This is a genomic window from Trichococcus palustris, assembly GCF_900114465.1.
GTDB classification, from domain to species: domain Bacteria; phylum Bacillota; class Bacilli; order Lactobacillales; family Aerococcaceae; genus Trichococcus; species Trichococcus palustris.
The window spans coordinates 16,585-37,313 of record NZ_FOTD01000016.1; the positions used below are offsets into that span (position 1 = coordinate 16,585).

General features: G+C 45.4%; 23 protein-coding genes. 14 read left to right on the forward strand and 9 right to left on the reverse strand.

All coding sequences use genetic code 11. The annotated features are described in order from the left end of the window. Positions 1–49 precede the first annotated feature (49 nt). Complete coding sequence (locus tag BM101_RS10470; protein WP_177194483.1) at positions 50–1,903, reverse strand: ATP-binding protein; 1,854 nt, start codon at positions 1,901–1,903, stop codon at positions 50–52. A gap of 96 nt (positions 1,904–1,999) precedes the next feature. On the opposite strand from BM101_RS10470, the gene BM101_RS10475 reads away from it, so the two are divergent. Further along, a complete protein-coding gene (locus BM101_RS10475) occupies positions 2,000–2,710 on the forward strand; it encodes a response regulator transcription factor (RefSeq protein WP_087033093.1) in 711 nt (236 codons plus the stop codon). A 2-nt stretch (positions 2,711–2,712) separates the two neighbouring features. On the opposite strand, the gene citG is transcribed toward BM101_RS10475, so the two are convergent. From citG to BM101_RS10490, 3 genes are all read right to left on the reverse strand, one after another. Then, on the reverse strand, positions 2,713–3,579 hold the full coding sequence (citG, locus tag BM101_RS10480; protein WP_087033095.1) for a triphosphoribosyl-dephospho-CoA synthase CitG: 867 nt from the start codon (positions 3,577–3,579) through the stop codon (positions 2,713–2,715). Continuing rightward, the gene (locus tag BM101_RS10485) at positions 3,566–4,273 is read right to left on the reverse strand and encodes a GntR family transcriptional regulator (RefSeq protein WP_087033097.1); all 708 of its coding nucleotides are present in this window, start codon (positions 4,271–4,273) and stop codon (positions 3,566–3,568) included. The genes citG and BM101_RS10485 overlap by 14 nt, the downstream gene beginning before the upstream one ends. Positions 4,274–4,401: 128 nt before the next feature. After that, positions 4,402–5,748, reverse strand: a complete 1,347-nt coding sequence (locus BM101_RS10490) for a CitMHS family transporter (RefSeq protein ID WP_087033098.1) — start codon at positions 5,746–5,748, stop codon at positions 4,402–4,404. Between the two features lie 401 nt (positions 5,749–6,149). On the opposite strand from BM101_RS10490, the gene BM101_RS10495 reads away from it, so the two are divergent. From BM101_RS10495 to BM101_RS10540, 10 genes are read left to right on the forward strand one after another with little or no spacing between them, the layout of a single operon-like run. Next, a complete protein-coding gene (locus BM101_RS10495) occupies positions 6,150–6,479 on the forward strand; it encodes a hypothetical protein (RefSeq protein ID WP_093399861.1) in 330 nt (109 codons plus the stop codon). Between the two features lie 12 nt (positions 6,480–6,491). Beyond that, positions 6,492–6,878 (forward strand): acetyl-CoA carboxylase biotin carboxyl carrier protein subunit, encoded by a 387-nt coding sequence (locus BM101_RS10500; protein WP_087033100.1) that lies wholly within the window; start codon positions 6,492–6,494, stop codon positions 6,876–6,878. Between the two features lie 26 nt (positions 6,879–6,904). Continuing rightward, a complete protein-coding gene (locus BM101_RS10505) occupies positions 6,905–8,026 on the forward strand; it encodes a sodium ion-translocating decarboxylase subunit beta (RefSeq protein WP_087033102.1) in 1,122 nt (373 codons plus the stop codon). Positions 8,027–8,053: 27 nt separating this feature from the next. Continuing rightward, positions 8,054–8,182: an OadG-related small transporter subunit gene (locus BM101_RS14400; RefSeq protein ID WP_087033103.1), complete on the forward strand. Its 129-nt coding sequence runs from the start codon at positions 8,054–8,056 to the stop codon at positions 8,180–8,182. 24 nt (positions 8,183–8,206) lie between these two features. After that, entirely contained in the window at positions 8,207–9,235 is a 1,029-nt protein-coding gene (gene citC, locus BM101_RS10515; RefSeq protein WP_087033105.1) for a [citrate (pro-3S)-lyase] ligase, read from the forward strand. Beyond that, complete coding sequence (gene citD / locus BM101_RS10520) at positions 9,225–9,533, forward strand: citrate lyase acyl carrier protein (RefSeq protein WP_087033107.1); 309 nt, start codon at positions 9,225–9,227, stop codon at positions 9,531–9,533. The genes citC and citD overlap by 11 nt, the downstream gene beginning before the upstream one ends. Continuing rightward, positions 9,521–10,408, forward strand: coding sequence for a citrate (pro-3S)-lyase subunit beta (citE, locus tag BM101_RS10525; RefSeq protein ID WP_087033108.1), 888 nt, complete (start codon positions 9,521–9,523; stop codon positions 10,406–10,408). The genes citD and citE overlap by 13 nt, the downstream gene beginning before the upstream one ends. Before the next feature lie 2 nt (positions 10,409–10,410). Next, complete coding sequence (citF, locus tag BM101_RS10530; protein WP_087033109.1) at positions 10,411–11,943, forward strand: citrate lyase subunit alpha; 1,533 nt, start codon at positions 10,411–10,413, stop codon at positions 11,941–11,943. Next, positions 11,936–12,499, forward strand: coding sequence for a citrate lyase holo-[acyl-carrier protein] synthase (citX, locus tag BM101_RS10535; protein WP_087033110.1), 564 nt, complete (start codon positions 11,936–11,938; stop codon positions 12,497–12,499). The genes citF and citX overlap by 8 nt, the downstream gene beginning before the upstream one ends. Next, entirely contained in the window at positions 12,492–13,889 is a 1,398-nt protein-coding gene (locus tag BM101_RS10540; protein ID WP_087033111.1) for an oxaloacetate decarboxylase subunit alpha, read from the forward strand. Before citX ends, BM101_RS10540 begins: the two co-directional genes overlap by 8 nt. Before the next feature lie 117 nt (positions 13,890–14,006). Here the strand turns inward: BM101_RS10540 and BM101_RS10545 are convergent, their stop codons facing one another. Then, positions 14,007–14,534, reverse strand: coding sequence for an acyl-CoA thioesterase (locus BM101_RS10545; protein ID WP_087033112.1), 528 nt, complete (start codon positions 14,532–14,534; stop codon positions 14,007–14,009). A gap of 412 nt (positions 14,535–14,946) precedes the next feature. On the opposite strand from BM101_RS10545, the gene pgsB reads away from it, so the two are divergent. From pgsB to BM101_RS10560, 3 genes are read left to right on the forward strand one after another with little or no spacing between them, the layout of a single operon-like run. Beyond that, positions 14,947–16,158, forward strand: coding sequence for a poly-gamma-glutamate synthase PgsB (gene pgsB, locus BM101_RS10550; protein ID WP_087033113.1), 1,212 nt, complete (start codon positions 14,947–14,949; stop codon positions 16,156–16,158). After that, positions 16,125–16,580: a poly-gamma-glutamate biosynthesis protein PgsC gene (gene pgsC, locus BM101_RS10555; protein WP_087033114.1), complete on the forward strand. Its 456-nt coding sequence runs from the start codon at positions 16,125–16,127 to the stop codon at positions 16,578–16,580. Before pgsB ends, pgsC begins: the two co-directional genes overlap by 34 nt. Before the next feature lie 16 nt (positions 16,581–16,596). Beyond that, positions 16,597–17,625, forward strand: a complete 1,029-nt coding sequence (locus BM101_RS10560; protein ID WP_087033115.1) for a CapA family protein — start codon at positions 16,597–16,599, stop codon at positions 17,623–17,625. Between the two features lie 97 nt (positions 17,626–17,722). Here the strand turns inward: BM101_RS10560 and BM101_RS10565 are convergent, their stop codons facing one another. The 4 genes from BM101_RS10565 to queF form a co-directional block, all read right to left on the reverse strand. Then, complete coding sequence (locus tag BM101_RS10565; RefSeq protein ID WP_087033116.1) at positions 17,723–18,436, reverse strand: poly-gamma-glutamate hydrolase family protein; 714 nt, start codon at positions 18,434–18,436, stop codon at positions 17,723–17,725. Positions 18,437–18,596: 160 nt separating this feature from the next. Next, positions 18,597–19,289 (reverse strand): poly-gamma-glutamate hydrolase family protein, encoded by a 693-nt coding sequence (locus BM101_RS10570; protein WP_087033117.1) that lies wholly within the window; start codon positions 19,287–19,289, stop codon positions 18,597–18,599. A 216-nt stretch (positions 19,290–19,505) separates the two neighbouring features. Then, positions 19,506–20,165, reverse strand: a complete 660-nt coding sequence (gene queC, locus BM101_RS10575) for a 7-cyano-7-deazaguanine synthase QueC (RefSeq protein WP_087033118.1) — start codon at positions 20,163–20,165, stop codon at positions 19,506–19,508. Between the two features lie 29 nt (positions 20,166–20,194). Next, complete coding sequence (gene queF / locus BM101_RS10580) at positions 20,195–20,695, reverse strand: preQ(1) synthase (protein WP_087033119.1); 501 nt, start codon at positions 20,693–20,695, stop codon at positions 20,195–20,197. Positions 20,696–20,729: the final 34 nt, after the last annotated feature.

Sequence of the window (20,729 nt, forward strand, 5' to 3'; positions counted from 1 at the left end):
CACCTTAATCGGAGGCCAATAAAGCTGGTTCGCTATTTTTTGATTTATATCATTGGAGCGGGATACATACCGTGACAGTAAGTCCTTTTTCTTTTGTTTCCATCTTGATTTGCCAATCATATTTATCTGCTATTGAGGAGACGACGAACAAACCTAATCCGGTGCCGTTGCTTCCTTTCGTAGTGAAAAAGGGATCGAATAAGTCTTTGATGTCCAATTCTTTTGCGATACCGGGGCCATCATCGACAATCGTCAATAATGCATATTTCGTTTCCCGCGTAACGACCGAACGCTTTTGCAAGGCTGCGTTACATTCTTCATTTGCTTTTTTCAGGCTGACGGTCACTTTGCCTCGTTTTTTACCGATTGCTTGAAAGGCATTGGTGAGCAGGTTGTAGATCACTACTTGCAAGTCCTGTTTTTCAAATGCGGCAACGATGATTCCCGGAGCAAGGTCACTTTCGATCCTAATGGACTTCGGCGTCAACATGGAAATTTCCGATAATGTTTCCTTCAGCACTTCGGAAAGATCAGTATCTTTATTTTGCTGCCCCTCGCTCACTTTGGAAAAGCGCAATACATTCGTCGAAAGGTCCTTCCCTTTTTCTGCCGCCAGATAGATTTCTTTCAGCTCGCTGACCAGTTCATCATTTTCAGCATATTCATCCATCAGGAGTTGTGCATTGCCGAGAATAGGGGTCAAGAAATTATTCATATCATGGACGATCGTCGTGGTCAGGAGGCCGATCGTTTCCAATTTATTTTCTTTTAAAATGCGGTTTTCCAATCGGTGTCGTTCATTTTCAAATTTTTGTTTTTCGAGTAAGCGCTGATTCTCTTCATAAGCTAGATTTTTTTTGTGGTAGCCTCGAAACAGGATGACAAGGATCAGTATAATGGCAGAAATCAATAGTATCAGGCTTAGCAGAATGTAGTTGTTTTGGATCGGAATGCGGTTGTGTTCGTAAAAGTCTGAATTAAGGGAGACGACCCAATGAGCTAAACCGACATCGATCCATTGGAAAGCGCCCAATTTCAGAACTTTGGTTGGATTTTTTTCATCCCACCAATAAGAATAGTAACTGAGAGTCCCTTCCTCTTGGCTGAGTTGGACTTCTTCTAAACGTTTCAGGTCAGAAAAATCGAGGTTCGGAAATTGTTCCTGCCGTCCCGAAATGATGTCAAGGCCCACTTGGTTTTTTACAGGATGCATAAGGACGTTCATTTCTTCATTCTTGACGATGGGATAGCCGCTATAGTCATTATCATTACTATCGTTTCTATAGATTTTCGTATTGAACATTTTTTCGAGATTTAACGGCGCGATAAAATAGCCCATTGTATGACCGTCCGCTGCAGTTAATGTATTATACATGTTGATGTAGGATTCTTTTTCGATGAAGTATTCCCTGCTGTTTTGGCTGACGTCAGCAGCAGTCAGTATGGTTGCAAGGCTTGGATCAGCAGCGAGATAGGGACGAGCAGCTTCCTCGCTAAGTTCCCTTATGGTTTCTTCCTGAAATTGCCAAGCACGTTCAAAACTGCCATCCGCATTGAGAAAAATGAGGATGTCTGATTGGCTGTCGATGGAATGGAAATAATGGTCAAGCTGCGATTGCGGATCCGCTGGGAAGCCGATAGGATTTTCCGCGGTAACCAGCTCCTGTTTGGGTGACACTCCCTGAGCTAAATTTTCTAGTGCCAAGGCGCGATTTTCGATGGCTATTTTGAGATCACTCGTTATATAGGCCACTGTCTGCATTAATTGGGCTTCACCACTGGTGATGGCGTTTTGCTGAACCGCATAAAAACCTCTTGCAACAATCACTAAAGAGATTACAATAATAGAGAACAACCCAATTACAGCGGCATTAAGGAAGCGTGTTGTTGGTTTTTTTTCCATGATAAAAGCCCTTTCTGATAAAATAGGTATTCTTACATACACTTGACAAAACAGGGACATTCTTGCGAAACTTAAGGTACTTTTAGGAGGCGAAAAATGAGTAACCAAAAAATATTGGTCGTCGATGACGATATCGCCATTCGGCGTCTGATCTGGAAATCACTGCAATCAACGGGAATCCTTATTTACCAAAGCGATTCGATTGAAAAGACACTGGACATCATGACGCGGGTGACATTTGACATGTTTTTACTGGACATCAGTCTCGAATATGAGAATGATGGCTATCATCTTGCCCAACTTATTCGTGAACAGCAGCCACTGACACCCATTATATTTATAAGTGGCAAAAAAAGCGAGAGCGATATTATCAGCGGCCTCGAAACAGGGGCTGATTACTATATCACAAAGCCTTTTTCCCCCAATATATTACGCGCACAGATCATCGGTACGCTGGAAAGAATGAAGACGATCCAATCCCAAAAAACGAATAAAAATGATCGGGTCATTGAGATCGGCGATTTTAAGTTCGACAAAAATCTTTATCAGTTGGAGAAGAAAGGGCAGCTCATCCCCCTGTCATCAAAAGAAGTCCAATTGATGCTGTTTTTCATGGAGAATCCGAACCAAGTTTTTTCCAAAGAACAGATTTATGCAAATGTCTGGAATGACGGGGAAATGGACAACAATCTCATCATGGTATACATCAGCTATCTCCGCAATAAAATCGAGGACGAATCGAAGAAGCCGCGTTACTTAAAGACGGTTTGGGGCATCGGGTACACCTTTAGTCCTGACGGTCAGTGAGGCTAAAATAAGTTTTCCAATTTTGCGAAAAAGATGCCTAATGCCAGTAGGTCGGCGGCTCCGCCAGGGCTCAGGTGTCTTTGGATCAGTATTTCATCATAGTGATATAATAACTCTTTCAGGTTTCCTTCCTTTGAATCCTGCAGGAGTTGTTTTGCTTCACTTTTGACTAATTGCCATGACGCGATGCCGCCGCGATGGATGATGTTTGCATCTTCCACTTCGCTCATCAGAAGGAGCAGGTTCTCCAACAAAAGCTCTTCCGTGGGGCGGTTACGGTTCGCTCGCAAGAACGGCAAAACCAACTCGCTCAAGATGGGGTAGCCGGCTTCTGCCTCGCCTCTGATGCCCGTAATGCCATATTCGAGAAACAGTTTTTCGCCGTAGGATAAAGCAGGCTTTGCATCAAGATTTGCAAAATCATGTGTAACAAGGCCGTGGCTCATCGCTTTGGCATAAGCGAACACTTTCTCGGTATCCTTTTCAGTAAAGGGAAGTTGTTCGGCATGATTGACATAAAAACCGGTTGCCGCCAACAAAACGGCGAATGAAAAGTTAGCCCCTTTGTGGGTGTTGATATTTTTGGTGGCTTTTAGCATGGCTTTTTCAGCCTGCATGCCCAATTTCCGGACTTTATCGAATAATTCTATGGGAGACCCTTCGTGCTCGTTGCCTAGCTGGACATATTGCAAGAGATAAGGCGTCAGACTGACGATGCTTTCGATGAACGTGTAAAAGTCCATATCGTCATGGGCGCCGCTGTTGTATCGGTCTACCAGCCCCGGTTTTGGAGACAAGGCAACCTCGTAGAGCAACGCTTTTTCAGCCTGATTCGCGATGTAGGTCAGTGGCTCGTTAGTTAAGTTCATAGTCAATTTTTCGTTGCTCCATTTCTTTGACGATAAAATTCAGGGACCGGTCCAAGTGCTCCTCTGTAATGATCTGGATTTTCCCTGCGTCTTGTGTCTTCATCCCTTGGTAAACCAACCAGTGTTCGGCTAATGCCAAGTCGCGTCTTTCCTTTGAACGGATCGAGATATCCCGAAAATAAATCAAGTATTCTTGCAGCTTCGTCACAATTGATTTTAAACGCAACATTTGACTTTTCTCATAAATAAAAGCATTGAAATCTGAAAATTTCTGCAACAGTTCATCCACTTTTCCCTTTTTATTCAGGTCCTCGCAGATTTCCAAATGTAACCGTAGTTCCTCAAAATCGGCTGGCGTCATCAATGTCATGGCTGTTGTTGTGGCAAGTGTATCCAAGGATTTACGGATATCATAGATTTCATAGGCGTCTTTGATGCTGATCCCTTTAACGACCACGCCCATTCCCGGGACATGATTGACCAATTCCTCTTCCGTCAACTTCTTCAGGGCATAGCGAATGGGTGTGCGGCTGATATTCATCTTCTCAGAGAACTCTTTTTCATTGATTCTTTCTCCGGCCGGAATGTCACCTAAAATAATGGTTTTCCGGAAGGCTTCATAGATAAGGTCTTTAAGTGGCTTGTTTTGGCTAAGATCCAGGTTCTTACTGACTGCTTTGATTATGATACTCATTTGATTTCCCTTCATCCTATATTATTTTTTTTTGATTTACAATGGATTCAAGCATTTTTTGGAACACAAATCGATAGAAAGAAAAAGCCGAGCGATTCTGCTCGGCTTTTTTACATCGTAACGTTTGCTTATTGTGGAATGTAAAGCGGCATTTGGCCGAATAATACGATTGTTACTACAAAAATAACGAAAATACCAAGCGCATATTTTGCAGCTTCTTTTTGCCAAGCACCCATATCCAAACCAGTCAAACGAAGCAACAGGTAGATGAATGCTACTAATGGGCTCAGTAAGTGGAACGCTTGTCCCATTAGAGAGGCTACAGCCATTTGCATGTTTGTAAAGCCATAAGAGCGACCTGCTTCTGCTAATACCGGCAATACACCGAAGTAGAATCCGTCATTGGAGATGAAGAACGCACCTGGCGCAGAAATCAGGGCAATCACTATCCCCCAGAAACCTGCCAATTGTTTAGGGATAACTTGTGTGAAGCTGTTCGCTAATGCGGTTGCCATACCAGAGCCTTGGAACAAGCCCATGAAGACACCAGCTGCGAGAACTAAGATAACAACTTGTACAGCATCGCCGCCGTTTGCGCCGATACGAGAGGATTGATCTTTAAGGACAGGATAGTTGACCATCAACGCGATACAAGTACCGATTAAGAATAACATCAATGGCGGCATAGCAATGGCTTCGATAAACGATCCAGCAACTAACCAAGCAATCAAAAGGATCGTTACAATACCGTTGAAAGCGAAGTTCTTTGGACGGCGAATTTCTAACGTTTCAGGATCCGTCACAGTCGTCATTTCATCAATTTCAGCATCGGATAATACTGTTATGCCTAGACGAGCGCGTTCTTTGCGGCCCATGTGAGGAGCAACCCAGAAAGTTACATAAATTAAAGCTAGAATCATACCAGGAGCAAGATAAGAAAGGATGCTTGCATCGACTTCCAAAACAGCCATCGCTCGAGCAGTAGGACCGCCCCAAGGCAGTAAGTTCATGATGGTGTTTTGCAGAATGACCAACACACCAAGATTCATCATGTTCATATTTAACTTCTTATAGATAGGAATGAAAGCAGAACAACAAATCAAAGTTGTTGTCGTTCCATCACCATTCAGGGAAACAGTGGCAGCAACAACTGCTGTTGCCATCAATACCTTCATTGGATCCCCTTTAGCAAAGTGGATCATTTTTTTGGTGATAGGGTCGAATAGACCGGCATCCAACATGATTGAGAAATAAAGAATAGCGAACAACAACATGATGCCTGTTTTAGAAGTGGTGGTAACCCCATCCAAAATAAAATCACCGATATTTCCTTTTTCGGCAACACCCGCTACCATTGCGATGATCGTGAAAATAAGTGGGATGATGACTAATGAAGTGAATGGTGATAATTTTTTCTTCATAATCGCAAACATGAACACTGCGATCATTCCATAAGCCAAGACTGTAAGTAACATTTTTTTTCTCCTTCCGACTACTGAATATTTTTCTGAGAAGTGCCGACGGATTCTTTATTGATCAAATAGAAAGTGAATTGTTTCACGTTTTTTCTAATTTAACTTCGCAAAGAACAAGCTGGTTTTCTTCTCTAAGGAAATAATAGTCACTTTGGCGTCGGAATGAAAGCCGTTACTTTTAAAAAACACGAAAAAAACACCCATAGTAAAACGGTTTCTTAAGTGGGGCTTAACGAGATATTAAAAAAGTCTTAAATGGCTTTAAACGTTGATTTGGCAGCGTTTTACGCTTTTCCAAGGTTTTCAGAACATTAAAAAAACAATTAAATTGACAACTGGCCCTGTTTTTAATGAGAGAAATTCCTATAATGAGAGTAAATCGATAGAAAGGACGTGAGAAAATGCTGTTTTTCAAAGGAATCTTTGGGAAAAAAGACACAAAATCATCTGAGCTGATACCGATAGCAGCCGTTCATGCAAATGAGCCGTTGGATAACCAGATTGAAATTCCTGCTTTCATACCCACCGATCCAAAAGAATATGACTTAGTCAGTGTTATCGCGACAGCAATCGCTGCGGGAGATTATCCCAAGACGAAGTTTGTTGTCACCAATATTATGAAGCGGAATCCTGAAGCGCATCTGGTTTCGCTGATATGCGCAAGCGTTGCAGCAGGCACAATGCCTGAAAGTAAATTTGTTGTAAAAAGAATAAGTCAGGTTAAACAATAAGGAGGAAAATAAATGTTAAGAAAATTCAAGATCGCAATCGATGGTATGGAATATATGGTAGAAATGGAAGAAATCGGCGGTGTGCCTCAGCCAGTACAAACGGTGCAAGCACCAGTCGCTGTTGCAGCCGTTGCGGCTCCTACAGAACAACCAGCGGCTCCGGATGCACCTGTTTCAGCTGCATCCGGTGATGCTATGACAGCGCCGATGCCAGGAACAATCTTAAAAGTGTTGGTAAACATCGGCGATGAAGTGAAAGAAAATCAACCATTGATGATCCTGGAAGCAATGAAGATGGAAAATGAAGTTGTAGCAAACCATGCTGGTAAAGTAGCCGGAATCCATGTGAATCAAGGACAAGTCGTTAACGCAGGGTATGCATTAATCACCATCGTATAAGTATTTAATTAGGAGGAAGTGAATCAATGGAGACATTATTAGCAGGTATTACATCCATTACGATGGGACAAATCGTGATGATGCTCATCGGGGCTACCCTGATATATTTAGGAATCAAAAAAGAGTATGAACCTACATTATTGGTGCCGATGGGACTTGGTACAATCTTGGTCAACTTCCCGGGCACCGGGGTTCTGACCCAAATGGTCAACGGAACCCAAGCGGAGGGCGTTCTGGATGTGCTCTTTAAAGCCGGTATCAGCACCGAATTATTCCCGTTGCTGATTTTCATCGGTATCGGAGCCATGATCGACTTCGGACCGCTATTGCAAAACCCATTCATGTTATTGTTCGGTGCCGCCGCTCAATTCGGTATTTTCTTCACTATCGTAGTTGCTATCTTCTTCGGATTTGACATCAGAGAAGCTGCTTCAATCGGTATCATCGGTGCCGCTGATGGCCCGACAGCCATCTTCGTATCCAACCAACTGGCACCAAATCTGCTGGGACCGATCACAGTCGCCGCTTATTCCTATATGGCGCTTGTGCCGATCATCCAGCCGATTGCGATCAAAGCTGTAACAACTAAAAAGGAACGCCAAATTCGCATGACTTATAAAGCTGAAGGTGTTTCCAAGATGACAAAGATTTTATTCCCGATCATCATCACCATCGTTGCCGGTTTTATCGCACCAATTTCCCTTCCGTTGGTAGGTTTTCTGATGTTCGGTAACTTGTTGCGCGAATGTGGCGTGTTGGACAGACTTTCATTCACTGCTCAAAACGAATTGGTGAACATCATCAGTATCCTGTTGGGGCTTACGATCTCTGTTAAGATGCAGGCTGACTTGTTCTTGAACGTACAGACATTGATGATCATCGCTTTCGGTTTGGTTGCCTTCATCATGGACACAATCGGCGGCGTATTGTTCGCAAAACTGCTGAACTTGTTCAGAACCGAAAAAATCAATCCGATGATCGGTGGTGCCGGTATTTCTGCATTCCCGATGTCCAGCCGTGTTATTCAAAAAATGGCTACTGAGGAAGATCCTCAAAACTTTATTTTGATGTATGCTGTCGGTGCTAACGTATCCGGACAAATTGCATCTGTTATCGCTGGTGGTTTAGTACTTGCCTTCTTTAGTTAAGAAGGTTCATTGAAAGGAGATATAATTATGGTTTTTGATCCAGAAGCTTTACAAACTGCATTTGAATTGATGATTTTCGGTATGGGAGGTATCTTCCTAGTCCTATTCCTCCTGTATGTTGTATCGATTGTACTGATTAAACGGTTTCCAGCCTAAAAATAAAACAAAGAAGGCTTACCTATGTATGAACTGAAAAGAATCTGGATAACGCGTGTTCCGGCGGACAAAAAAGCTTGGGAAGATTTATTGCTCTCGAGCGGATTGGTTCCCGATGAGCAGGTCGATTATACGGTAGGCATTTATGACCGCAACAAATTGATTGCCACCGGTTCTACTTATCAGAACATCATCAAGCTGGTTGCTGTCGATCCCGAGTATCAAAGCGAGAATTTATTGACGAGAATCGTGATGGCTCTGACTTCCAAGCTGCACGATGAGGGCATTATCCACTTCTTTTTATATACCAAACCATGTGTGGCCGTTTCCTTTACGTCACTTGGTTTTAAAGAAATTGTCCGCACAGAGAATATTCTCTTTATGGAACAAGGTTCTCCGGACTTTTCCGAGTATCTGACGCTGCTTGACACTCAAAGGAAACCGGCTTCCCATGCGGGAGCAATCGTCATGAATGCAAATCCATTTACAAAAGGGCATTTATACTTAGTCGAGACGGCTGCAGCCCAGGTTGATGTTCTGTACCTCTTTGTCCTATCCGATGATCGTTCGGATTTTTCGACTGCGGAGCGGCTGATGTTGGTAGAGGCAGGCACAAAGCATCTTCCGAATGTCGTCATCTTGCCTACTAGGGATTATCAAGTGTCCTCAGCCACCTTTCCATCGTACTTCTTAAAAGATCAGGCGATGGAAAGTGTAGCGCGTATCCAGGCTACACTGGATGCAACCTTGTTCAAGGAAAGGATTGCACCGGTCCTGCACATCAAAACGCGTTACGTCGGTGAGGAGCCGCTTTCGCCGGTTACGGAAGTATACAACGAGAGCATGCGTCATGTCTTCTCAGGCAGCTTGGATCTTGTTGTCATTCCGCGGCTCGGGATAGAAGGGCAAGTCATCAGTGCTACGCGCGTCCGAAAAGCTTTGAAAGAAGATGATTTTCAAACAATCAAAAAACTTGTACCACCAACAACTTATGTTTATTTGGCAGAAAAGTACGACAAAAATAAATTTAGAGGTGAAAAAAGTGGAAATTAAGAAATATGCAGTAGCTGGTACGACAGAATCGAGTGACATCATGATCATCGTTGAACCGAGCGAAACCAATGAAGTCGCAATTACGCTGGATTCCAGCGTCGAAAAACAATACGGTGAGCGAATCGAGGAAGTTATCGTAACAACCCTTCATAATCTTGGGATTACAAGTGCCAAGGTATCTGCCGTTGATAAAGGCGCCCTGGATTGTACAATCGAAGCACGCACGGTTACGGCAATCCATCGTGCTGCTGAAAATGATAGCTACAATTGGAAGGAGATGGACTCATGGAACGTTTAAGAAGAACGATGATGTTTGTACCTGGTGCGAATGCGGCAATGCTGCGGGATGCGCCACTGTATGGTGCCGATTCAATTATGTTTGATCTGGAAGATGCTGTTTCCCTGAAAGAAAAAGATTCAGCGCGTACTTTGGTGCATTTCGCCTTAAGAACATTCGATTACAGCCAATCAGAAACGGTAGTACGGATCAATACGTTAGACACTGTAGGGAAATTAGACATAGAGGCGATGGTTTTAGCTGGAGCGAATGTTATCCGTCTTCCAAAAACGGAAACGGCTCAAGACATCGTTGATGTAGACGAAGCCATTACAGAAGTAGAAATGAAATACGGTATTGAAGTTGGAACGACTAAAATGATGGCAGCCATCGAGTCTGCCGAAGGTGTGCTGAACGCCCGCGAAATAGCGAAAGCATCTCCACGTTTGATCGGCATTGCGCTGGGTGCTGAAGACTACGTAACAAACATGAAGACGAAACGTTTTGCGGATGGCCAAGAATTATTCTTCGCCAGAAGCTACATTCTTCATTCTGCTCGGGCAGCCGGCATCGCAGCCATCGATACAGTTTACTCGGATGTTGAAAATGTGGGAGGATTCGCCAGAGAAGTGGAGCTCATCAAACAGCTTGGTTTCGATGGTAAATCCGTCATCAATCCACGTCAAATTCCGATCGTTAACCACATCTATGCGCCGACAGAACAAGAAATTCAAAATGCTAAAGAAGTTATTTGGGCAATCAGAGAAGCCGAAGAAAAAGGTTCCGGCGTCATTTCACTGAAGGGCAAGATGGTCGATAAACCGATCGTTGAACGCGCGGAACGTGTGATTGCATTAGCCAAAGCTGCCAAACTTATTAGCGAGGAGGAAATTTAATCATGGCCATCAATAAAGTTGGAAAAGATATTCCTGACGTATTTGTTCAACAATACGGCATTTACGAAGGTGAATTAGCACATATCGATGATTACAAGGAAGCTGTCCGCAACATTCACCCGGTAAAACCTCGTGATAAAAAAATGCTGAACAGTATTCGTGAGGCTATTGAAAAAACAGGACTAAAAGACGGCATGACCATTTCTTTCCACCATCATTTCCGTGAGGGGGACTTCGTCATCAACATGGTCATGGATGAAATCGCCAAAATGGGCATCAAGAATCTATCAATTGCACCTAGCTCCATCGCCAACGTCCATGAACCTTTGATCGGCCATATCAAGAAAGGCGTGGTCACACACATTACGTCCAGCGGCTTGCGTGACAAAGTTGGTGCAGCTATTTCTGAAGGCATCATGGAAAATCCTGTTGTCATCCGCTCTCATGGCGGACGCGCAAGAGCAATCGTCAGAGGGGATATCCATATTGATGTTGCCTTCCTGGGCGCACCAAGTTCTGATGAATACGGCAATGTGAATGGATCAGCGGGAAGAACGACATGCGGTTCTTTAGGCTATGCCATGGTCGACGCTAAGTATGCGGATAAAGTTGTTGTCATCACGGACTCATTGATGCCTTATCCAAATACCCCGATCAGCATTCCGCAAACAGATGTTGATTATGTAGTCGTAGTCGACGCAATCGGCGATCCTGCCGGGATCGCCAAAGGAGCAACGCGCTTCACTAAAAATCCTAAAGAACTTCTGATTGCGGAATATGCTTCTAAAGTGATCACTAATTCTCCTTATTACAAAGAGGGCTTTTCCTTCCAAACCGGTACGGGCGGTGCATCTCTTGCAGTATCGCGTTTCTTGAAAGATGCCATGATCGAGGACGGCATCAAAGCAAGCTTTGCCTTGGGTGGTATCACCAACGCAATGGTTGAGCTCCTTGAGGAAGGTCTTGTCGGAAAAATCATGGACGTCCAAGGTTTTGATCATCCATCGGCTATTTCTTTGGCAAAAAATGCGAACCACTATGAAATCGATGCAATCATGTACGCCTCTCCATTGAGCAAAGGCTCGGTCATCAATCAATTGGATACAGCTATTTTATCGGCTTTAGAGATCGATACGGATTTCAATGTCAATGTCATTACTGGTTCGGATGGTATCATTCGCGGAGCTTCCGGTGGTCACTCCGATACAAGTGCGGCCTGCAAAATGTGCCTAGTCATTTCCCCGCTGATCCGCGGGCGCATCCCGACGATTGTCGATACGGTCAACACGGTCGTTACTCCTGGTTCGAGTGTCGACGTTGTCGTTACGGAAGTCGGGATTGCCATCAATCCGGAACGAAAAGACTTGATCGAGCATTTCAGAATGCTGGATGTTCCTCAATTCACAATTAAACAATTAAAAGATATCGCCTACTCCATCGTAGGAGCACCTGATCCCATTGAATATGGCGACAAAGTGGTGGCCTTGATCGAGTATCGCGATGGCACAATAATCGATGTGGTAAAAAATGTCTAAAGTCAAAGTCAATCCTTTTGCCGAAGGTCAAAGCGTCACACTGGAGGAAATGTTGGAAGTTCGCGAAAACCGCGTTTCTACACAACGGGAGTTGCTGAGCAGCCAAAAAGAAGACAGCCTTCTGATGGCTATTATGAATATCCCTGGTCCGGTTAAAAATAATTTGCACTTAGAGAAGGCATTTAATGCTGTCTTGGAACGCATAGAGGAAGTGCTCAGCAATCATCTGCCGCAAGCGTCTCTCTATCGAAATCTCAAAACAGGCGCCGAATATTACTTTTTGTCTCCATTGACACCCAAGGAATTAAAGCAAAAGATGGTCATGATCGAAGAAACGCATCCTTATGGACGGCTCTTCGACTTGGACGTCCTATGGCTTGAAGGTGACAGCTTAAAGAGCATCAGTCGGACAGAATTAGGTCTGCCGACAAGGCGCTGTTTTATCTGCAATCGGGATGCAAAAGATTGTGGCCGTAGCCGTCGCCACTCTATCATTGAAATGCAAGATACTATTTCAAAAATAATAAATGAAGGAAGTGACCAATTACATGACTAAAGAAATCCGTTTTATGGAAACGGTATTGCGTGATGGTCAACAAAGTTTGATTGCAACACGTATGCCACTATCAGATATGTTGCCGATCATCAAAACCATGGATGAAGCCGGGTATCACTCGATAGAGATGTGGGGAGGCGCTACCTTTGATTCTTGTATCCGTTATTTGAACGAGGATCCTTGGGAACGTCTGCGCGCAATCAGAAAAGAAGTCAAAAATGCTAAACTGCAGATGCTGTTGCGCGGCCAAAATCTATTGGGATATAAACACTATTCCGATGACGTCGTCAGCGCTTTTGTCGAAAAATCGATCCAAAACGGCATCGACGTTGTGCGTATTTTCGATGCACTGAATGATCTGCGCAACCTTAAGACAGCGATCGAAATCACTAAAAAAGCTGGCGGACATTGCCAAACCGCTATTTCCTACACGACCAGCGATTTCCACACCGTCGATTATTTCGTCGGGTTGACGAAGGAAATGGCTAAGATGGGCGCAGATTCCATCTGCATCAAGGACATGGCCGGCGTCTTGACGCCAGCAGATGCCTACGAATTGGTCAGCAAAATCAAAGCTGCCGTTGATTTGCCTTTGGAAGTGCACACCCATGCTACCAGCGGCATTTCTGAAATGACGTACTTGAAAGCTGTGGAAGCCGGCGCGGATATCATCGATACGGCCATTTCCCCGTTTGCGGGCGGCACGAGCCAACCGGCTACGGAATCCGTCGCAATCGCGTTGGAAGGATTAGGCTACAACACCGGTCTTGATATGAACAAACTTGCAGAAATCGCCGATCATTTTGCGCCAATCCGGGATCGTTTCCGCAACGAGGGCATCCTGAACCCTAAAGTGAAGGACGTCGAACCGAAAACATTGCTGTATCAAGTGCCAGGCGGCATGCTTTCCAACTTGTTGAGCCAACTGACTGAACAAGGCTTGCAGGATAAATATGATGCTGTGTTGGCAGAGGTTCCTAAAGTTCGTGCAGATCTAGGCTATCCTCCATTGGTTACACCGTTATCGCAAATGGTCGGTACGCAAGCCTTGATGAATGTCATCTCCGGCGAGCGCTACAAAATTGTGCCTAACGAAATCAAGGAATATGTAAGAGGTCAATACGGCAAACCGCCAGTGGCGATCTCTGAAGAAATTACGAAAAAAATCATCGGCAACGAAGGCATCACAACTGTGAGACCTGCCGATCTGATCTTGCCGCAAATGCCTAAATTTGAAGAAGAGATCAAACAGTACGCTAAATCTACGGAAGACGTCTTGATGTATGCCTTGTTCCCGCAACAAGCCAAGGATTTCTTAGGTCGCAGAGAAGATAAATTCTACGATGTCCCAGTACAGACGGTCGATGTAACGATCGATGTCCTAAAATAAGGAAATAATAGAAAGACCATGACTGAGTCTGTGGAAAACAGAGTAGGTCATGGTCTTTCTGCGTTCATTGGATTTGGGCGGCCAAAAATGACGTATACACATTTACAGATAACTAGCTCATTTTGCCCAAATCGGCTTGTCGGATAGACGCGATAGGATAGCGTCATTTTGATTGCGTTTTGCCAGACTAGCCTTTCTTCTGTCGGCGTAGCCGGCACAGACCGTTTTTTCCTCTTCCGATTCCGGCTGGATGAGCGGCATCTTGAAGGAGGCGTCGGAGCGGTCGGCAAGGACAAAGGTCATAAAGGCAAAGGCGCTGATATGACTTTCTTCAGTCAAGGGATTTGAAGAGATCATTTTTACGAAGACTTCAACGGAAGTCTTACCGCAGCCGGAAACATAGGACTCCACATAGAAGGCTTCATTTTTATAGACCGGGCGAACAAATTCGATGGAATCGACCGAAGCTGTAAAAGAGGGTCTCTTGAGAAAATTAAAAACAGCCCTTCCGCCGGCAATGTCAAAGTGTGCCATGATGTCGCCGCCGAACAAGGTATCTTTGTCATTTAGTCGGCTATAAGTCACTACCTCAGTGCGGACATTGCGAGTCTGGTTACAGGTCAGTGTCTTTTTTTGATTTTCCATATCATCATCCTTATTTCATTTTTTTTCATTGTATCACATCAGGCTGTTGCAAAAGCAGCCTGAACGCCGATTGTTTCGTCCGGGAATCATCCTATCAATATGCAAAAAAGTGTTATCCGAAATGAATGTGCGAATAGGATAGATCATGGATTTTGCATTTTGTGAGTTGTGGAGTTTTTTTTGCTTCCTGCCAGGAATGTCCTATCGGCGAGAAAAGTTTAGCCTCCAAGGCAGTTGCTCCGAATAAGCGCTTTCTTTCTTTTGTAGTATAATAATGGGTGAGTAAGACTGTACTGTCAACGGAACGTCATCCACACATAATACCTCACATATCCCCAACCGCGATCGAAGCCAGAATCTCCACAGCCACACCGGGTCAAAACATGTCACATCTTCCAAGAAGGGATCCTATATGATAATTGTTATTACGTTTTCTGTCCTGTTTTTGATGATCGGAATACGTGAAAAAGCTAAGAATCAAAAAAATATTGACGCCATCCCTGTTCGCATCGTTGTCAATGGCATCCGCGGAAAATCGACAGTGACGAGACTGATGACCGGCATCTTGGCCGCGGGAAGTTACAAGGTCGTCGGAAAGACAACCGGAACGGCCGCCCGCATGCTATTTTGGAACAGCACGGAGGAAGAGGCAATTGAAAGAAGGCCTGAAGGTCCCAACATCAGCGAACAGAAAAAAGTGATGGCGCAGGCGGTGCAACTGGGAGCTGATGTTCTGGTCAGCGAATGCATGGCGGTCAATCCGGATTATCAGATCATCTTTCAGGAACAATTGATGCAGGCAAATATTTGCGTCATCGTCAATGTCATCGAAGACCACATGGAAGTGATGGGCCCCACCCTAGATAATATAGCAGAGGCGTTCACTGCCACCATCCCTTACGGCGGGAAACTGATCGTTGCAACAGGCCCCTACGAGCCGTATTTCCGAAAGATTGCGGAAGAGCGCGGAACGGAAATTTTTGTGGCCGATACCGCAGAAATCAGCGAAGAGCAGTTGAAACGATTCAGCTATGTCGTTTTCCCGGAAAATGTAGCGCTCGCGTTGGCATTGGCTGAGGTAATGGACATCGACGAGGATGTTGCGTGGCAAGGCATGCTGCGGGCTAATCCGGATCCTGGCATATTGCGGATACATACAATAGATGTTTTGGGTGAGGAGACCCATTTCGTGAATGCTTTTGCAGCGAATGATGCGACTTCCACCTTAGCCATCTGGCAAAGGGTACAAGATTTGGGATACCCGACAGATAAGTTGGCGGTCATCATGAACTGCCGCCCGGATCGGGTGGATCGTTCCGTGCAATTTGCTAAAGAGGTTTTACCCCATCTTCCATCGGAACTCTTCATTTGCATGGGCGAGGGAACCAAACCGGTTCGGGATGCTTATCATGCAGGCAAAATTGTTACGGCAGAATTTATCGAGGTCAAAAGGGATGACGGGTTCGCAATTTACAATGACTTGGAAGAAAAGCTTGCTGGAAAAGTGATTATCGGAGTAGGCAACATTCATGGCACTGCAGAGGAATTCATTGATGCGTTACTGAGGGTTAGACCCGAGGGGGAAGAACGATGTACGGGACAGAATTATACATTGCCATTGTGATTGGGACTTTTCTTAGTCTGCTTTACACGGAAATAACCGGGATATTGCCGGCGGGACTGGTCGTAGCCGGGTATTTCGCCCTGATGTTCAATCATCCCTACGCGATTTTGGGTATCTTGTTCATCAGTTGCTTGACTTACTTGATTGTGACCCACGTCGTTTCGCGTTTTGTCATTTTATATGGTCGTCGAAAATTTGTGGCAATGATCACGGTGGGGATTCTCGTCAAACTGTTGCTCGATTATCTGGTGCCGTATATTCCATATGAAATATACGAAATAAGCGGGATTGGCGTCATCATCCCCGGCATCATCGCAAATACGATTCAACGTCAAGGTTTTGTCCATACAATGACCAGTACAGTGGTGATCAGCACTGCGACTTATCTTGTTTTGTACGGGTATAATGCCTTTATCCATTGACAGGAGGTGATTCTTGATGGACAAGCAATTGACGCTCAAAATGAAAGCCCTTCGTTTCGTGAAAAAACACAAAAAAAATACCGACCGCCATACACTGATCGCTGCCGGGGTACTTCTTTTTCTATTGATCTTGTTCCCTGCCTGGAATTTTTTCTTGGGCCAAGGCACACCCGTGCCTGAAGACGCAAAGGATACGTTCACAGGAAGTTTTGTGGGGGATATGGCATTCAATGAGTATTATGACTTATCCGTTGCGAAAGGGCGCGACCAAGAAATCAGCAGGCACCTCGATGGCTACCTCGGGACATCCGATTATATCGCCGGGAATATCATCGGCCTGACGACAGACAAAGAGACCTTGTTGTTGAAGGATTTTAAATTCTCAACGGTGAACATCTTCGATGATCCCGAGGCAGCGAACACGGATGCTCAGATGGCGGATGCGCTGGAAACGCTGGATAAAAATGACATCGTACACGTCGGCGAGGATTCGGACACAGCAAAAAACGTCGTTTACCTGGAAGTCAAGGGTATCAAAATAGCGACAATAGGCATAACGGAATCGCAGTATGCCACAAACCTACAGGAAATCGAAAAGGCACACGGCGCTGCGGATCTGGTGATCGTCCATTTGAACTGGGAGAATCAGTTCTCCTCCGAAATAGCATCCGAAGAGAGGCGGATAGCCGAAGCCATCAGTGATGCAGGGGCGGATATCATCGTAGGGCATAATACCGAAGTCCTGAAGCCAATCGAGATATTCAACGACACCATCATTCTGTACAGCCTGGGTAACTTTTTGCATGGGGAAGTCTATTCGGTCACGAATGAGAGCGCCATTGTGCAATATGTCGTCGGACAAGATGGTTCTTCGAAGACGCTGAAGGTGATACCGTTGAATCTGACCTTTGGACGCCCAGAACCGGCTTTGGGTATCTTTGAAGCATTTACGCGCCATAATATTTTCAAAATACTTACCTCCGAATTGCCTGCGGACTCATCTTGGTCCATCAAGGGCGGCATCCTGAATGTCGAATTGAATTGATGTCGCTACCCCTGAGGTGTTGAGTAAGAATGGGTCGTCAAGAAAAATAGGCAGGTCAAGCCTCATCCTGATGAGGCTTGACCTGCCTGCTCTGTTTTTAGTAACCTGCGAGCGCCATTTCAATGGCATCTGTATAGGCGACGAACGCGGGGGTCGTTGTTTCACGGCCGATTCTGTCCATGCTGGCAAAGAATTTAGAACGTTGGGCGGAAGACACTTCGATCTGCACTCCCGCTTTCGGAATGTTTTTGTTGCAAATGTTCAGGGCACTTATTCCAGCGAGTTCCTGTGGGGCATCGGCTACTTTAAATCCCGCAGCCTTCAAGATTTTTTTCACTTTACCCACAAGGACTTTATCCAGGCCGCTGACATAGGTGATCCGCGCCGAACATGTGAAGCCGTGGATAGACAAGGTTCGTTCAGAGTTCTGAACCAAGGCGAGCGCTATCGGTTCGTCAAAATTGGTAGCCTCGATGTGCAGGGACATATTGTTGCTGCTCATCTTGCCGTCGAAGGCATAGAAGTCGTAGATCATCCCGGCAATATCGTCCGCCAATTCGCCGGTCCCAGGCTCTATGCCACCACCATGGATAGCGATGACCGCAACCTTGGAAGTGGTATCCCGGTGAAGGATGTCGTAATCAACCCCCTCGACTTTTGCGGCGGCCAATTCACTGTAATTCGCATAGCTATCAGTGGTGGTTGATTCCATATAATGCGGGGCGGCAGAGACCGTTCCATATTGGGACGCAGCAAAAGCAAAAAAGAACAATAGTGCTAGGAAAGCAATGATTGGCGAAGATTTTTTCATAGTACATCTCCTTTTTGAGCAAAGGGTTTCTAGTACATTTCAGCAGAATGGAAACAACCCGCGCAAAGTGGCAAGTGCTTTTGGATGACAGCCAAGGTGGCCATGGGTAAGGGAAGAGGACGGCGCGTAAAGCTTAAACGATAAGGGGGATTGTTCCGTTTCAATGGCTTGCCAAGGCAGCTTCAACAGCCTGTGAATAATCCGTGAAAGCGTTGGTCGTTGTTTTGCGCCCCTCTTCGTCAAGACCTGCAAAGAACTGCAACCGCTGGGCTGCGGATATTTCAATCTGCGCGCCTGCTTTCAGTGCGTTATCGTTGCAGATGTTCAAAACATCCGTTGCGGCAAGGCGCATCGGGGCATCCGCCACTTCAAATCCTGCGTCTGCCAGACTTTTTTTCAGCCGGTCGACCATGTCTAGGTCGCGGCCCCCAACATAAGTGAGTTCTGTAGAACCTGCAAACCCATGGATGGACAATGTCCGATTGGATTCTTCAACCAGATTGCGCGCTATCGGTTCGTCAAAATTTGTAGAAGTGATGCGCAGCGATAGATTATCGGAAGTCATCATGCCGTAAAAGGTGTAAAAATCATATTCATCCCCAGCAACCGTCTCCGCCAATTCGCTTGTTCCGGGCTCTATGGATCCGCCGTGGATGGCAATGACAGCCGTATCAGAATCGGTATCACGGGAAATGATTTCGTAATCGATCCCTTCAACCCGTTCATCCGCCAACTTGCTGTAATTTGCATAGGAACCATCGCTCCCCGCCTGCACGACGAAATATTTTTTCACAGCAAAAAAGCCAAGGAGCAGCAGCCCGATTGCGGCGAATAAAATAGCGTATTTCTTCAAGGCGCATCCTCCTTTTCAAAGCGGTCTGTTCCGCAGTCGTGTTCCGGTAAATAAAGCAAGCTTGCCGTACTTTTCGACCGTGGTCATGTTTTTTTATCTATGTTCATTATATACGAAAAATACCAAATGACGGTTCTGATGTGAATCGTCATTTGGTATTTTATTTTAATAGCTGGGCATCGGAACGCATCGGGGAGATTTTCCGCGGAACCGTCCTCAGATTCCAGCCTTACTATTCAGATATTCCTCGAGCCCGCTGTTGCGAAGCTTGCAGGATGGACATTCGCCGCAACCGCCGGGAACGCCCAGGTAACAGGTATGGGTATGTTCCTGGATATAATCCAGATAGCCCATTTGATCGGCAAGTCTCCAGGTTTCGGCCTTGGTCAAGTACATCAACGGCGTTTCGACGTTGAAATTATAGTCCATCGCCAGGTTCATGGTCACGTTCATCGATTTGACGAAGACATCACGGCAATCCGGGTAGCCGCTGAAATCCGTTTCGCAGACGCCCAGGATGATGGTCTTGATGTCTTTCGATTTGGCGAATATGCCGGCCAATAAAAGGAAAAGGGCATTCCGGCCGTCGACGAAGGTGTTGGGATAATCTTCGGCATCGGCTTCTTCGATTGTTTGGGAATCATCCATCAGCGCATTGGTCGTGACTTTCGACATGACCGTCGCGTCCAGGATATGGTGCTCCACGCCCAGATCATTCGCTATCCAGGCCGCTTTTTCCAACTCTATTTCATGGCGCTGGCCATAGGTGAAGGAAAGGGCGACGACGTTTGCGGCGCCGTATTTTTGGATGGCCTGAATCAGGCAGGTTGTGGAATCCTGGCCACCGGAAAAGATGATCAAAGCTTGTTTTGTCATGGGTTCATTCCTTCCTTCCTTCCTTCCGGTTAGCGGTTATCTACTTTTTCAGGATATAGGTCATGCTGGGAAAGCCTTTGCCAAGCTACGTCTTCCCATTTGGTGCCTGGTTTTCCGTAGTTGCAATACGGATCGATGGAGATGCCGCCGCGTGGCGTGAATTTCCCCCAGACCTCGATATATTTAGGGTCCATCAACGTGATGAGGTCCTTCATGATGATATTCATACAGTCTTCGTGGAAATCGCCGTGGTTGCGGAAACTGAAGAGGTAAAGCTTCAGCGATTTGCTTTCCACCATGATTTCTCCGGGAACATAGGATATATAGATGGTCGCGAAGTCAGGTTGCCCTGTCATCGGACAAAGGCTTGTGAATTCGGGACAGTTGAATTTCACGAAATAATCATTGTCCGGATGCTTGTTTGGAAAAGTCTCCAAAACCTCAGGCGCATAGTCCTGTTGATACTTTGTTTGTTGATTGCCCAATTGGGTAATGCCGGTCAATTCTTTTTCTTTTCTGCCTGATGGCATGTTTTTTCCTCCTCATGCGGTGGAATCCCTACTG

Bases quoted from the DNA above. Each gene is read 5' to 3' on its own strand.
- BM101_RS10560 (WP_087033115.1), top strand. From the start codon at position 16,597: ATGGACAAGCAATTGACGCTCAAAATGAAAGCCCTTCGTTTCGTGAAA.
- BM101_RS10505 (WP_087033102.1), top strand. From the start codon at position 6,905: ATGGAGACATTATTAGCAGGTATTACATCCATTACGATGGGACAAATC.
- BM101_RS10485 (WP_087033097.1), bottom strand. From the start codon at position 4,273: ATGAGTATCATAATCAAAGCAGTCAGTAAGAACCTGGATCTTAGCCAA.
- BM101_RS14400 (WP_087033103.1), top strand. From the start codon at position 8,054: ATGGTTTTTGATCCAGAAGCTTTACAAACTGCATTTGAATTGATGATT.
- citF (WP_087033109.1), top strand. From the start codon at position 10,411: ATGGCCATCAATAAAGTTGGAAAAGATATTCCTGACGTATTTGTTCAA.
- citC (WP_087033105.1), top strand. From the start codon at position 8,207: ATGTATGAACTGAAAAGAATCTGGATAACGCGTGTTCCGGCGGACAAA.
- BM101_RS10500 (WP_087033100.1), top strand. From the start codon at position 6,492: ATGTTAAGAAAATTCAAGATCGCAATCGATGGTATGGAATATATGGTA.
- citG (WP_087033095.1), bottom strand. From the start codon at position 3,579: ATGAACTTAACTAACGAGCCACTGACCTACATCGCGAATCAGGCTGAA.
- citX (WP_087033110.1), top strand. From the start codon at position 11,936: ATGTCTAAAGTCAAAGTCAATCCTTTTGCCGAAGGTCAAAGCGTCACA.
- BM101_RS10470 (WP_177194483.1), bottom strand. From the start codon at position 1,903: ATGGAAAAAAAACCAACAACACGCTTCCTTAATGCCGCTGTAATTGGG.
- BM101_RS10565 (WP_087033116.1), bottom strand. From the start codon at position 18,436: ATGAAAAAATCTTCGCCAATCATTGCTTTCCTAGCACTATTGTTCTTT.
- citE (WP_087033108.1), top strand. From the start codon at position 9,521: ATGGAACGTTTAAGAAGAACGATGATGTTTGTACCTGGTGCGAATGCG.
- pgsB (WP_087033113.1), top strand. From the start codon at position 14,947: ATGATAATTGTTATTACGTTTTCTGTCCTGTTTTTGATGATCGGAATA.
- BM101_RS10495 (WP_093399861.1), top strand. From the start codon at position 6,150: ATGCTGTTTTTCAAAGGAATCTTTGGGAAAAAAGACACAAAATCATCT.
- BM101_RS10545 (WP_087033112.1), bottom strand. From the start codon at position 14,534: ATGGAAAATCAAAAAAAGACACTGACCTGTAACCAGACTCGCAATGTC.
- BM101_RS10490 (WP_087033098.1), bottom strand. From the start codon at position 5,748: ATGTTACTTACAGTCTTGGCTTATGGAATGATCGCAGTGTTCATGTTT.
- queC (WP_087033118.1), bottom strand. From the start codon at position 20,165: ATGACAAAACAAGCTTTGATCATCTTTTCCGGTGGCCAGGATTCCACA.
- BM101_RS10475 (WP_087033093.1), top strand. From the start codon at position 2,000: ATGAGTAACCAAAAAATATTGGTCGTCGATGACGATATCGCCATTCGG.
- queF (WP_087033119.1), bottom strand. From the start codon at position 20,695: ATGCCATCAGGCAGAAAAGAAAAAGAATTGACCGGCATTACCCAATTG.
- pgsC (WP_087033114.1), top strand. From the start codon at position 16,125: ATGTACGGGACAGAATTATACATTGCCATTGTGATTGGGACTTTTCTT.
- BM101_RS10540 (WP_087033111.1), top strand. From the start codon at position 12,492: ATGACTAAAGAAATCCGTTTTATGGAAACGGTATTGCGTGATGGTCAA.